This window comes from Betaproteobacteria bacterium, from assembly GCA_016720855.1.
Lineage (GTDB): Bacteria > Pseudomonadota > Gammaproteobacteria > Burkholderiales > Usitatibacteraceae > FEB-7.
Map to the genome: position 1 here is coordinate 645,132 of JADKJU010000002.1, position 12,132 is coordinate 657,263.

The following is a 12,132-nucleotide window of genomic DNA, read 5'->3' on the forward strand; positions in this document are numbered from 1 at the left end:
CGATCTCCTAGTCGAATTTCGCGCCGGATTCCTTGACGACTTTCGCCCAGCGCGTTTTCTCTTCGCGGATGAAGGCGCCGAAGTCGGCGGGCGAGCCGGGCCGCGTCTCGGCACCGGCTTTCGCGAGACGGTCCTGCATCTCGGGCGTGGCGAGAATCTTCGTGATCGCGGCGTGCAGCTTGGCGACGACGTCGGCCGGCGTGGCCGCGGGCGCGACGATGCCCTGGAAGGAGCCGGTCTCGAACCCCGGCAGCCCCGCGGATTCGGCCACGGTCGGGATGTCGGGCGCGGCGGCGAAGCGCTTCGCGCTGGAGATGGCGAGCGCCTTGAGCTTTCCGTCCTTCACCGCGGGGTAGGTCGCGAGCATGCCGTTGAAGAGCACCTGCGCGGAACCGCCCATCACGTCGGCGATGGCCTGCGAGCCGCCCTTGTAGGGGATGTAGGTCCACTGGATGCCGGTGCGCATCGCGAAGTCGATGCCCGCGAGGTGGTTGGCCCCGCCGATGCCGGAAACCGCGAAATTGAGCGAGTTGGGCTTCGCCTTGGCAAGCGCGATGAGCTCCCTCGTGTTCTTCGCGGCAACCGACGGGTGCACCGCGAGGATGTGCGGGGAGTAGGCGACCATGATCACCGGCGCGAAGTCCTTCACCGGGTCGAAGGGCAGCGTCGGGAAGACGCTGGGCGCGATGGCGAGCGAGCCGATGTCCCCGAGGAGCAGCGTGTAGCCGTCGGCCGGCGACTTGGCCACGAAGTCGGCACCGATGTTGCCCGTGGCGCCGGGCTTGTTCTCGATGATCACGGTCTGGCCGAAGGCTTCCGTCAACTTCGGCCCCAGCGAGCGAGCCAGGATGTCGGAGGTGCCGCCCGGCGGGTAGGGGATGATGATCTTGATCGTCCTGGCGGGCCAGGCCTGCGCGAGTGCGGCGCTTGCGAAGACAAGCGTGGAGGCGAATGCGGCCAGTGTGCGGAAGATGTTCATGGGGCTCCTGCGTCGGATGTCGTTGTTGTCGGCTGCGGCGTCAGACGGGTGTGAGAGCGCGCCCGTCCGTGAAGAAACTCTCGAGGTTGTCCAGCACCAGCTGGCCCATCGCGGCACGCGTGTCCGTCGTGGCGCTGGCGATGTGCGGGGTGAGGACGACGTTGTCCAGCGTGAAGAAGGCCTCGGGCACGCGCGGCTCGTCGGCGAACACATCGAGCGCCGCACCGGCGATGCGCCTTTCCGAGAGGGCCGCCAGTAGCGCGGGCTCGTCCACGACGGACCCGCGCGCGATGTTCACGAGGAAGCCCTCTTGCCCGAGCGCCTCGATGACGGCCGCCGAAACGAGCCCGCGAGTCGCCTCGCCGCCGGAGGTGGCGACCATGAGGAAGTCGCACCAGCGGGCCAGGTCCGCGAGCGAATGCTCGAAGGCGTAAGGGGAATCCGGAATTTGCCGCCGGTTGTGGTAGCGGATTTCCATGTCGAAGCCTTCGGCGCGCGCGGCGATGGCGAGGCCGATGCGGCCCAGGCCCACGATGCCCAGGCGCTTGCCGCTCGCCTTGGTCGCGAGCGGCATCGGGCCCCCGGGCCAGCGGCCGGCGCGCACGTAGCGATCGCCGGCCGAGATTCCGCGGGCGACGTCGATCAGGAGCGCGATGGCGAGGTCGGCGACGCAGTCCGTGAGTACGTCCGGGGTGTTGGAGACGGTCACGCCCTTCGCCTTCGCGTGGGCCACATCGACGTTGTCGTAGCCGACGCCGAAATGCGAGATCAGCCGCAGCCCGGGCAGCGCGTCGATAAGCGCCGCATTCACGCCGTTGCGGCCCGAAGAGGCCACGGCCTGGATCGAGGCGCCGTTCTCGGCAAGGAAGCGTGCGGCATCCGGGGCGTTGCCCAGGTTGAGGTGCACGCAGCTCGCGGCGAGCCCCTTCTCCACGAGGGGCAGGAGGGGGCCCAGTTGCAGGACGGTCGGTTTCATGGTGGTTCGATCCTAGTGGATCTCGGGGTCGGGCGTCGGCGCGCCATCCTCGAGGAAATCGAAGTCGCAGCCCTGGTCGGCCTGCGTCACGTGCTTCAGGTACAGCGTGCCGAAGCCGCGGGTGTAGTGCGGTGCCGGTGGCTTCCACGCGGCGCGGCGGCGCGCGAGTTCCGCCTCGTCCACCAGCAGGTCGAGGCGCCGCCCGGAGACGTCGAGCGAGATCCGGTCGCCGTCCTTGACCAGCGCCAGCGGGCCGCCCACGTGCGACTCCGGCGCCACGTGCAGCACGCACGCGCCGTAGCTCGTGCCGCTCATCCTCGCATCCGAGATGCGAACCATGTCGCGCACCCCTTCCTTGAGCAGTTTTTGCGGAATCGGCAACTGCCCCCATTCGGGCATGCCCGGCGCGCCCTGCGGTCCGGCGCCCTGCAGGACGATCACCGAGTCGGCCGTCACGGCAAGCGCCGGATCGTCGATGCGCGCGGCCAGGTCCTCGTAGCTTGCGAACACGACTGCGGTGCCGGTGTGCCTGTGCAGGCGCGCCTCCATGGCCGGGGGCTTGATCACCGCGCCACGGGGTGCGAGGTTGCCGGTGAGGACGGCCAGGCCGTCGCGCTCGACCAGCGGATTGTCTCTCGTCCGGATCACGTCGTCGTTGTGCACGGTCGCGCCGGCGAGGTTCTCGCCCAGCGTGAGGCCGTTCACGGTTCGTGCTTCGGGGTGGAGCAGGTCGCCCAGGCGCGAAAGCAGGCCGCGCAGCCCTCCCGCATAGAAGAAATCCTCCATCAGGTACTTGCCGGACGGCCGGATGTTCGCGAGCACCGGGGTCCTGCGCGCCAGCGCGTCGAAGCGCGCGAGGTCCAGCGCCACGCCCGCCCGGCGCGCGACCGCGATGAGGTGCACGATCGCGTTGGTGGAGCCGCCGAGGGCGAGCACGGCGGTGACTGCGTTGTCGATGGCGCGCGCGTCCACGACGTCGCGGATCTTCAGGTCCTCCCACACCATGTCCACGATGCGCTTGCCGGTGAGCGTGGCCATCTGCGCATGGCGCGAGTCGGGCGCGGGGATGGAGGCCGCGCCCGGGAGGGTGAGCCCCATCGCTTCCGAGGCGCTCGTCATCGTGGAGGCCGTGCCCATCGTCATGCAGTGACCCGGCGAGCGCGCGATCCCGTTCTCCACTTCCTGCCAGTCCTGCTCGGTGATGTTGCCGGCGCGCAGCTCCGCCCAGTACTTCCAGGTGTCGCTGCCGCTGCCGAGGAAGCCGCCGCGGAAGTCGCCGCGCAGCATCGGGCCGGCGGGCACGAAGATCGACGGCAGGTTCATGGAGAGGGCGCCCATGACGAGCGCCGGGGTCGTCTTGTCGCAGCCGCCCATGAGCACGCAGCCATCGACGGGGTAGGAGCGCAGCATCTCCTCGGTCTCCATCGCGAGGAGGTTGCGGTAGAGCATCGTGGTGGGCTTCTGGAACGGCTCGGAAAGCGTGAGGGCGGGCATCTCCACGGGGAAGCCGCCCGCCTGCCAGACGCCGCGCTTCACTTCCTCGGCGCGCTGGCGCAGGTGCGTGTGGCAGGGGTTGATGTCGCTCCAGGTATTGACGATGGCGATGACGGGCTTGCCCGCGTAGTCCGAGCGGGTGAAGCCCATCTGCGCCGTGCGCGAGCGGTGCCCGAACGAGCGCAGGTCGTGTACCCCGTACCAGCGGTGGCTGCGCAGCTCCTGCGGCTTCTTGCGGCGTTCAGTCACTTTGCATGGTCCCGCCCGCGTCCACGACGCCCTGCCAGCGCGCGAGCTCCCTGTCCAGGGAGGCCGCGAAATCGGCGCCCGGGAGGGCAAGGCCGCAGGCGGCGGCGAAAGCGAAATCAACAAGTCGTTTCAAGGCTGGTCGTCCTCGGTCGGGGAAGATCGGCGGAGTGCGGATCGGGCTGCGGGCTGTTTCGCCGCCATCATAACGCGGCGCGTGCGGCCTCCCTATCGGCTGCTGCGCAGCCTTGCCAGGAACCGGTAGGCCGGTTCCGTCAGGAGCATCACGATCACGAATCGCGCCACGTGCGCCGCCGTGACGAAGGCCACGCCGACGCGAAGCACCTTGGCCGTGATCGCCATCTCCGCAATGCCTCCCGGGGAACACGCGAGCAGGATCGTGGCGGGCAGCACGCCCATCGACCACGCCAGGCCGAAGGCGAGGAGCGTGCAAAGCGCGAGCATGAGGACCACGGAGGCGAGCACGGCCGTCATGAAGCGCGGCGCCTTGCGCAAAAAGCTTTGCTGGAAGCGCGCGCCGAGGTTGCACGCGAGGAGCAATTGCGCGGCGTTCGTCATCCACGACGGGATCGAGGAAAACACGAGGCCGGCTGCCGTGAGCGCGATGACGAAAAGGAGCGGGCCCATCATGAACGGGTTGGGTAGCCGGGTGCGGCGCCACGCGAACGCCGCGGCGAGGGCGAGCGCGGCGAGCATCGCGAGCTTCGCCGGGTCGAACGCCACCGAGACGGGGCGGTAGTCGTCCGTGCCCGCCTGGCCCAGCAGCGTGATGGCCACGGGCACGGAAGTCACCACCACCAGCAGCCGCAGCGAATGGGCGAGCGCCACGCGATCGACCAGGGCGCCGTGCCGTTCGGAGAGGTTCACCATTTCCGCCGCGCCCCCGATGGCGCTGGAGAAGAACGCCGTGGCGGGATCCACGCGGGCGAATCGCTCGAGGAAGAAGCTCGCGAAGACACCGATCAGGAAGACGCCGGAGCCGGCGGCGAGGAGCGCCAGCCCGTGCGCCAGCACCTCGTGCGCGACGGTCGGCGTGAAGTACAGGCCCAGGGCGACCCCGATCACGAGCTGCCCTGTTTCCCGGCCGAACGGGGGTGATTCCAGGCTGGCGCCGCCAAACTGGAAGATGGCCATCCCCGCGAGCGGCCCGATCATCCACGGCAGCGGCGTCCTGAGCCAGGCACACAGCGCGCCGCTGGCGACGCACACCGCGAGCGCCCCTGCGATCGCGGCCATCTTCCTGATTTCCATGGGCCGCATTGTGCCCGTCGCCGGGGCCGCGCGGGGTCGGCGCCATCTTCGCCGGGTTGACGTGCGTCAAAAGCCGGGTGGGACTTAAGGCTAATCTGCGCTCTGGCAGGAAAGCGGTTGCAGGTCTTGACCCGCTCGACCACACAATGAACCCCTATGTAGTCTTCCTCCTGTACATGGCCGCGATCCTCGGCGTCGTGGCCGTGATGCTTTTGCTCAACCGCATCCTCGGGCCGAAGCCGCAGGACACCGAGACCAAGCTCGAGCCCTTCGAATGCGGCGCGACGCCCGTGGACGCGCACAACGTGAAGGCGGTGCCGATCAAGTACTACGCGGTGGCCATCATCTTCATCCTGTTCGACCTGGAGACCGTGTTCCTCATCATCTGGGCGCTGGGCGCCCAGCCGCTCACCGGCTTCATGCTCTTCACGCTCGGGCTCTTCGTCGCCCTGCTGGTCCTGATCCTTCTCTATGTATACAAGGCGCGGCTCCTCGAAGGGGTCACCGAGTGACGATGGACACGCGCACGATCCCCATCCACCCGGCGCAGTCCACGGGCAGGTCCGCGTCCTTCGAGTACCTCTCGACGCGCAAGGACGAGCTCGTCGGCTGGGCGCGCAAGTTCTCGCTCTTTCCCTACCCGTTCGTCACCGCCTGCTGCGCCATGGAATTCATGGCGGTGAGTTCCAGCCCCTACGACACGGACCGGTTCGGGGCCGCGCTGCCGCGCTTTTCGCCGCGCCAGTCGGATCTTCTGATGGTGGTGGGCACCGTCACCCACAAGCAGGCGCCGATCCTCCTCAAGGTGTACGAGCAGATGTGCGAGCCCAAGTGGGTGATGGCCTTCGGCGTGTGCGCGACGAGCGGCGGCTTTTACCAGAACTACGCGGCGCTGCCGGGCATCGACAGGATCATTCCCGTGGACATCTACATCCCCGGGTGCCCGCCGCGCCCCGAGACGGTGATCGACGGGATCATGAGGCTCCAGGAAAAGATCGCGGGCCAGAAGCACCCGATCATCACGGGGGATTTCTAGGGCCATGGCCGGCGAACGAGGCGGCAAATGACGATGGACGCAGGGGTTTTCGACCGGATTGCGGCACGCCTTGCGGCAGGGCAGGGGCAGGCCTGCACCTCGCACGGCGTCCTCGTCGTGAATCTCGCGCCCGCAGCGGTCGCGGATGCGGTGCGCGCGCTCAAGCTCGAGTTCGGCTTCGACGTCTTCCTGGACGTGACCGCCGTTGACTGGCCCGATGATGCGCTGCGCTTCGAGGTGGTCTGGCACTTCTACTCCACGCAGCACAAGGTGAGGGTGCGGCTGAAGACGCGCGTCGCGGAAGCCAATCCGGTCGCAGCCTCGCTTACGTCCGTGTACGGCTCGGCCGCGTTCATGGAGCGCGAGTGCCACGACATGTACGGCATCGTGTTCGAAGGCAACGCGGACCTGCGCCCCATCCTTCTCTACGAAGGCTTCGTCGGGCACCCGCTGCGCAAGGACTATCCCAAGGACCGCGAGCAGCCCCTCGTGCCCTATCTGGACGCCGCCGCCGGCGACCGGGGCGAATAGCCATGGCCGCCAACCCCCGCATCGCGAACCCCACCCGTTCCGCCTTCACCCGGAGCGAGCGCGACGACACGGTGATCGTGAGCATCGGCCCGTCGCACCCGGCCACGCACGGCACCATCCAGATCTACGCGGAGCTCGACGGCGAGCGGATCCTGCGCGCCGACGTGCATTGCGGCTACCTGCACCGCGGCTTCGAGAAGGAGTGCGAGTCGCACACCTGGCACAACCTCATCCCGTACGTGGACCGCCTGAACTACTGCTCGGCGCTCATCAACGATTTCGCCTACTGCGACACCGTCGAGCGGCTGATGGGCGTGGAGATCACGCCGCGCACGAAGTACCTGCGCACGCTCCTGTCGGAATACTCGCGCCTGGCGGACCATCTCACGTGCATCGCCGCTACCCTCATGGAGCTGGGGGCGATGACCGCCTTCCTGTACCTGGTGATGATCCGCGACTACGTGTACGAGCACATCGCGGACCTGACGGGCGCGCGCGTCACCCAGTCGTACGGCCGCATCGGCGGGCTGGCGAGGGACATCCCGAACGGCTGGCTGGGGCGCCTGGCGCAGATCCTCGACCAGTACGAGGAGTTCATGGGCCGCGTGCACGGCCTGGTGGACAGGAACCGCATCTTCATCGACCGCATGCGCAATGTGGGCGTGCTCACCACGGCCCAGGCGCTCGACTACGGCTACACGGGCCCGATGCTGCGCTCCACCGGCGCGCCGCGGGACCTGCGCAAGGACACGCCCTACCTCGCCTACGCGGAACTCGACTTCGAGGTGCCCGTGGGCATCAAGGGCGACAACTACGACCGGTACTACGTGCGCGCCAGGGAGATGGACGAGTCCGTGCACATGATCCGCCAGCTCATGGACATGCTGCCGGACGGCCCCCTCAACGTGGACGACCGGCGCTGCTCGTTCCCCGACAAGCCCCTGGTCTATGGCGAGATCGAATCGCTCATCAACCACTTCAAGCTCGTGATGGACGGCCCGCGCGTGCCTGCCGGCGAGATCTACCACGCCCACGAAAGCCCCAACGGCGAGCTCGGCTTCTACCTCGTTTCCACCGGCGAAGGCGTGCCCTACAAGGTGCACTGCCGCGCGCCCAGCTTCGTGCACATGGGCGGGGCGCACAAGATGCTCGAGGGCTACCAGCTCGCGGACCTCGTGCCGACCTTCGGCTCCATCAACATGATCGGCGGGGAGTGCGACCGGTGAAGCACCTCATCCCCGAGTTCGAGAAGATGAAGGAGCGCTACCCCCAGGGGTTCGAGTCCTCGCTCGTGCTGCCCTGCCTGCGGCGCATCCAGGAGGACCGCGGCTTCGTCGCCGAGGAGGACATCGTGGCCCTCGTGGAGTACCTGAAGGTGCCCCGCATCCAGGTCGAGGAAGTTCTCTCCTACTACACGATGCTGCGCAGGCAACCCATCGGCCGTCACCACCTGCAGGTCTGCCGCAACATCGCCTGCTCGATGCGTGGAGCGGAAGGCGCCATCGGCCACCTGTGCAGGAAGCTGGGCATCCAGCCCGGCGAGACCACGCCCGACGGACGCTTCACGCTCTCGACCGTCGAGTGCCTGGGTTCCTGCGGCACGGCGCCGGTGGTGATGGCGAACGAGGCCTACCACGAGGACATGACCGCAGACAAGCTCGACCGGCTGATCGAGCAGCTCATGGTCGGGGAACGAGCCGGGGAGGGCAAATAGCCATGCCCGGCCGCCAGCTCATCATGAATTTCGAGGTAACGCCCACCTCGCACACGTTCGAGGCCTACCGCTCGCGCGGCGGCTACGCCACGATCGAGAGCACGCTGAAGACGATGCAGCCTGCCGACGTGACGAAGGAAGTCGCCGACTCGGGCCTGCTGGGCCACGGCGGCGCGGCCTTCCCCGTGGGGCGCAAGTGGGGCGTGATGAAGCCCATCCCCGGCGAGATCCACTACCTGTGCGCCAATGCCGACGAGGGCGAGCCGGGCACCTTCAAGGACCGCTGGATCCTCGAGAACGCGCCGCACCTGCTCGTCGAGTCGATGCTGATCACGTCCTACGCCCTGGGCGTGCGCCACGCGTTCGTCTATATCCGCGGGGAATTCGACCTGCCGTGGCGCCGCATCCAGGGCGCCATCGACGAGGCGTACGCGGCCGGCCTCCTGGGCGCCAAGCTCTTCGGCACCGAGTTCGCGCTCGACATCGTGGTCTATCGCGGCGCCGGGTCCTACGTCTGCGGCGAGGCCTCCGGGCTCATCACCTCGATCGAGGGCAGGAAGCCCTATCCGAGGAACCGCCCGCCGCGGCTCACCGTGCGCGGCCTCTTCCAGAAGCCCACGGTCATCAACAACGTGGAATCGCTCGCCAACATCACGGGCATCGTCCGCATGGGCGCGGCGGAGTTCCGCAAGGTCGGCACGGCCAAGAGCCCCGGCACGCAGCTCATCTCCATTTCCGGCCACATCGCGAAGCCCGGCGTCTACGAAGTCGAGTACGGCTACCCGTGGGCGAAGTTCCTCGACGAGGACTGCGGCGGCATGCTGCACGGCGCGAAGATGAAATGCGTGGTTCCCGGCGGCATCTCGACCAAGGTGCTCACGCGCCCCGAGATCGAGAACCTCACGCTTTCCCACGAATCGGTGAACCCGGCCGGCTCGGGCCTGGGCTCGGGCGGCATGATCATCATCGCCGAGGGTACCTGCATGGTGCGCCTCCTCCAGGTGCTGCTGCGCTTCTACCACCACGAGTCCTGCGGCCAGTGCACGCCGTGCCGCGAGGGCATGGGCTGGATGCACCGGATCATCGACCGGATCGTGGAGGGCAAGGGCGCGCCGGAAGACATCGACCGCCTGTACGCGATTTCCCACGCCAACGACGGCACCACGATCTGCGGCATGGGCGACGCCGCGGGCTATGCGACGGTGGGCATCCTCAACAAGTTCCGCGACGAGTTCGAGTACTACATCACCAACAAGCGCTCGAAATGCGACGGGAGGCTCGAATGCCTCGCCTGACCATCGACGGACGCGAAATCGAGGCGCAGGCGGGCCAGACCGTCATGCAGGCGGCGACGGAGGCGGGGATCTTCATTCCCTACTTCTGCTGGCACCCGAAGCTTTCCGTGCCCGGCAACTGCCGCATCTGCGTGGTCGGCGTCGAGGACAAGGGCGGGGAGTGGGTGGAGATCGCCTGCAACATGCCGGTCGCCGAGGGCATGGTGGTCTTCACCAACTCGGAAAAGGTGAAGGCCCGGCGCAAGGCCACGATGCAGTTCATCACCCTCAACCACCCGGTGGACTGCGGCATCTGCGACAAGGCGGGCGAGTGCACGCTGCAGGACTACCACTACGAGTACAACGGCGAGCGCTCGATCTCGCTCGACGCCAAGGTGCACGCGACCAAGCACTACGACCTCTCGGAGCGCATCGTCCTCGACAACGAGCGCTGCATCCAGTGCACGAGGTGCGTGCGGTTCACGCGCGAGATCTCGAAGTCGAACGGGCTGGGCATGCAGAACCGCGCCGACCATACGCTGGTGCGCGCCGTGGAGGACGGAAGCTTCGCCTCCGACCCGTATTCCGACAACGTGATCGACATCTGCCCCGTGGGCGCGCTCCTTTCGCGCTCCTTCCTGCACAAGGCGCGGGTCTGGTATCTCAAGCCCACGGCCTCGGTGTGCCCGGGCTGCGCACGCGGGTGTGCCGTGAACCTGTGGCACCGCCGCCCGGAGTGGAAGCTGCGCTCCGCGGAGCAGCGCGTCCACAACGACGAGATCGACCGCGTCACGCCGCTCGACAACCCGGCGGTGAACGGTCCGTGGATCTGCAACAAGGGCCGCGACCTCGCCCGGGTGTTCGGCCGGGCTCGCGCCGAGGGGGCGATGCTCAAGGGCCGCGCGGCGGACCTGCAAGGCGCCATCAAGCAGGCGCGCTCCCTCATCGCTGCGGCGAAAAGGCCCGTGGCCATCGTTTCGAGCTGGGGATCCAACGAGGAACTCGCGGCGTTCAAGGCCGCCCTGGGCGGTCGCATGACCGCGTTCGTGAAGCCCGACCACCAGCCCGAGCCGGGCGAGGTGGTCGAGGATGCGATCCTCATCCGCGCCGACAAGAATCCCAACACCGCCGGTGCGCGCGCCCTCTTCGGCGACGCGGCGCCCGACATCCCGAAGGATGCGGACCTGGTGCTGGTGTGGGGCGAGGGCTTCGACTTCGGCCGCATCCCGGCGGGGGCGAAGATCGTGTACCTCAACGCCTGGCTGCAGCCGGAAAACGGCCACGCGGACGTCTTCCTCGCGGTGAGCATCCAGACCGAGCGTGACGGCCACTACACCAACTTCGCGGGCGTCACGAGCGCGTTCTCGAAGTGCTTCGCGAAGCCCGCGGGCGTCGCGGACGCCGAGGCACTTTTCGCGGCGCTCGCGGGAACCGCCGGAGGCGGCGAATGATCGCGGATCTCGTCATCGCCCTCGTCTTCATCGGCTACGCGATCAGCGTCCTGATGGGGTTCGGCACCATCCTCACCTGGGTGGAACGCAAGCAGGCGGCCGTGATGTCGGACCGCATCGGGGCCAACCGCGCCTACATCCGCATCCCGTTCACGCAGGTGAAGCTGGTGTGGTGGGGCCTTTTCCACGGCATGGCCGACGGGCTGAAGATGCTCCTCAAGGAGGACTTCAAGCCGCGCACCTACGACTGGTACGCCTACGCCGTGGCGCCGTGGGTGGTGTTCACGCCGGTGCTCCTCGTCTTCGCGGTGATCCCGTTCGGGGGCATGCTCACCCCGGCGAAGCTCTTCGCGCCGCTCGCGCAGCTCTTCGGCGACAAGAGCTACCCGATGCAGATCGCGAACCTGGACGCGGGGATCCTCATCGTGTTCGCCTTCAGCGGCCTGCCGGTCATCGGCGCGATGCTTGCCGGCTGGTCGTCGTCCAACAAGTTTTCCCTGCTGGGCGCCTTGCGGGCCGGCTCGCAGATGATCTCCTACGAGCTGGTGCTGGCTCTCACGACCCTGGGTCTCATCCTCATCTACGGCACGGTGAACCTGGACACGATGGTGCGCATGCAGTCGGGCACCGTGCTGGGGTTCCTGCCGGCGTGGGGCATCGTGTACCAGCCCTTTGCGGCGATACTTTTCCTCACGGCGGCCATCGCGGAGAACAAGCGCATCCCGTTCGACCTGCCCGAGGCCGAATCGGAGCTGATCGCCGGCTACTTCACCGAATACAGCGCGATGAAGATGGGCCTTTTCATGTTCGCCGAGTTCATCGAGATCGCGATCGTCGGCGCCCTCTTCACCACGCTCTTCCTGGGCGGCTACAACCTGCCTTTCATGACGGATGCGGGCTTTGCCTTCCCGGGCGGCGCGCTGCTCGGGTTGCCGCACGGTGCCGTCGTGGTCACGCAGCTCGCCGTGTTCCTCGCCAAGGTCTTCCTCGTGTGCAGCTTCCAGATCCTCATCCGCTGGACGCTGCCGCGCTTCCGCTACGACCAGGTGCTGGTATTCGCCTGGAAATTCATGTTCCCGCTGGCGCTCGCGAACCTGTGCGTGACCGCCGTGGGCGTCTGGGCGCTACGCGCATGAGCAGGAAGACCCACGTGCGCAAG

The 12,132-nt window shown here is 67.7% G+C and carries 13 protein-coding genes; 8 read left to right on the forward strand and 5 right to left on the reverse strand.

Going from position 1 to position 12,132, the window contains the following annotated elements; all coding sequences use genetic code 11:
• Positions 1 to 7: 7 nt before the first annotated feature.
• The 5 genes from IPP91_10130 to IPP91_10150 form a co-directional block, all read right to left on the reverse strand.
• Entirely contained in the window at positions 8 to 979 is a 972-nt protein-coding gene (locus IPP91_10130) for a tripartite tricarboxylate transporter substrate binding protein (GenBank protein MBL0142429.1), read from the reverse strand.
• 40 nt (positions 980 to 1,019) lie between these two features.
• A complete protein-coding gene (locus tag IPP91_10135) occupies positions 1,020 to 1,955 on the reverse strand; it encodes a 2-hydroxyacid dehydrogenase (protein MBL0142430.1) in 936 nt (311 codons plus the stop codon).
• A gap of 12 nt (positions 1,956 to 1,967) precedes the next feature.
• A complete protein-coding gene (locus IPP91_10140) occupies positions 1,968 to 3,698 on the reverse strand; it encodes a dihydroxy-acid dehydratase (GenBank protein MBL0142431.1) in 1,731 nt (576 codons plus the stop codon).
• A complete protein-coding gene (locus tag IPP91_10145; protein ID MBL0142432.1) occupies positions 3,691 to 3,831 on the reverse strand; it encodes a hypothetical protein in 141 nt (46 codons plus the stop codon). Before IPP91_10145 ends, IPP91_10140 begins: the two co-directional genes overlap by 8 nt.
• A 92-nt stretch (positions 3,832 to 3,923) precedes the next feature.
• Positions 3,924 to 4,967 (reverse strand): AbrB family transcriptional regulator, encoded by a 1,044-nt coding sequence (locus IPP91_10150; protein MBL0142433.1) that lies wholly within the window; start codon positions 4,965 to 4,967, stop codon positions 3,924 to 3,926.
• A gap of 146 nt (positions 4,968 to 5,113) precedes the next feature.
• Between IPP91_10150 and ndhC the strand changes: the two genes are divergently transcribed.
• From ndhC to IPP91_10190, 8 genes are read left to right on the forward strand one after another with little or no spacing between them, the layout of a single operon-like run.
• The gene (ndhC, locus tag IPP91_10155; protein MBL0142434.1) at positions 5,114 to 5,479 is read left to right on the forward strand and encodes an NADH-quinone oxidoreductase subunit A; all 366 of its coding nucleotides are present in this window, start codon (positions 5,114 to 5,116) and stop codon (positions 5,477 to 5,479) included.
• 2 nt (positions 5,480 to 5,481) lie between these two features.
• Complete coding sequence (locus tag IPP91_10160) at positions 5,482 to 6,003, forward strand: NADH-quinone oxidoreductase subunit B (GenBank protein ID MBL0142435.1); 522 nt, start codon at positions 5,482 to 5,484, stop codon at positions 6,001 to 6,003.
• A gap of 33 nt (positions 6,004 to 6,036) precedes the next feature.
• Positions 6,037 to 6,534, forward strand: a complete 498-nt coding sequence (locus IPP91_10165; GenBank protein MBL0142436.1) for an NADH-quinone oxidoreductase subunit C — start codon at positions 6,037 to 6,039, stop codon at positions 6,532 to 6,534.
• Between the two features lie 2 nt (positions 6,535 to 6,536).
• The gene (locus IPP91_10170) at positions 6,537 to 7,760 is read left to right on the forward strand and encodes an NADH-quinone oxidoreductase subunit D (protein ID MBL0142437.1); all 1,224 of its coding nucleotides are present in this window, start codon (positions 6,537 to 6,539) and stop codon (positions 7,758 to 7,760) included.
• A 26-nt stretch (positions 7,761 to 7,786) separates the two neighbouring features.
• Positions 7,787 to 8,248, forward strand: coding sequence for an NAD(P)H-dependent oxidoreductase subunit E (locus IPP91_10175; GenBank protein MBL0142438.1), 462 nt, complete (start codon positions 7,787 to 7,789; stop codon positions 8,246 to 8,248).
• Positions 8,249 to 8,250: 2 nt separating this feature from the next.
• Positions 8,251 to 9,543: an NADH-quinone oxidoreductase subunit NuoF gene (gene nuoF / locus IPP91_10180; GenBank protein ID MBL0142439.1), complete on the forward strand. Its 1,293-nt coding sequence runs from the start codon at positions 8,251 to 8,253 to the stop codon at positions 9,541 to 9,543.
• Entirely contained in the window at positions 9,531 to 10,973 is a 1,443-nt protein-coding gene (locus IPP91_10185; protein ID MBL0142440.1) for a (2Fe-2S)-binding protein, read from the forward strand. Before nuoF ends, IPP91_10185 begins: the two co-directional genes overlap by 13 nt.
• Positions 10,970 to 12,109, forward strand: a complete 1,140-nt coding sequence (locus IPP91_10190; GenBank protein ID MBL0142441.1) for an NADH-quinone oxidoreductase subunit H — start codon at positions 10,970 to 10,972, stop codon at positions 12,107 to 12,109. Before IPP91_10185 ends, IPP91_10190 begins: the two co-directional genes overlap by 4 nt.
• The last annotated feature ends 23 nt before the right edge of the window (positions 12,110 to 12,132 follow it).

Excerpts from the sequence above, each read along its gene's own strand:
- IPP91_10165 (MBL0142436.1), top strand. The coding sequence starts at position 6,037 with ATGGACGCAGGGGTTTTCGACCGGATTGCGGCACGCCTTGCGGCAGGG.
- IPP91_10175 (MBL0142438.1), top strand. The coding sequence starts at position 7,787 with ATGAAGGAGCGCTACCCCCAGGGGTTCGAGTCCTCGCTCGTGCTGCCC.
- IPP91_10170 (MBL0142437.1), top strand. The coding sequence starts at position 6,537 with ATGGCCGCCAACCCCCGCATCGCGAACCCCACCCGTTCCGCCTTCACC.
- nuoF (MBL0142439.1), top strand. The coding sequence starts at position 8,251 with ATGCCCGGCCGCCAGCTCATCATGAATTTCGAGGTAACGCCCACCTCG.
- IPP91_10160 (MBL0142435.1), top strand. The coding sequence starts at position 5,482 with ATGGACACGCGCACGATCCCCATCCACCCGGCGCAGTCCACGGGCAGG.
- IPP91_10130 (MBL0142429.1), bottom strand. The coding sequence starts at position 979 with ATGAACATCTTCCGCACACTGGCCGCATTCGCCTCCACGCTTGTCTTC.
- IPP91_10190 (MBL0142441.1), top strand. The coding sequence starts at position 10,970 with ATGATCGCGGATCTCGTCATCGCCCTCGTCTTCATCGGCTACGCGATC.
- IPP91_10185 (MBL0142440.1), top strand. The coding sequence starts at position 9,531 with ATGCCTCGCCTGACCATCGACGGACGCGAAATCGAGGCGCAGGCGGGC.
- ndhC (MBL0142434.1), top strand. The coding sequence starts at position 5,114 with ATGAACCCCTATGTAGTCTTCCTCCTGTACATGGCCGCGATCCTCGGC.
- IPP91_10135 (MBL0142430.1), bottom strand. The coding sequence starts at position 1,955 with ATGAAACCGACCGTCCTGCAACTGGGCCCCCTCCTGCCCCTCGTGGAG.
- IPP91_10150 (MBL0142433.1), bottom strand. The coding sequence starts at position 4,967 with ATGGAAATCAGGAAGATGGCCGCGATCGCAGGGGCGCTCGCGGTGTGC.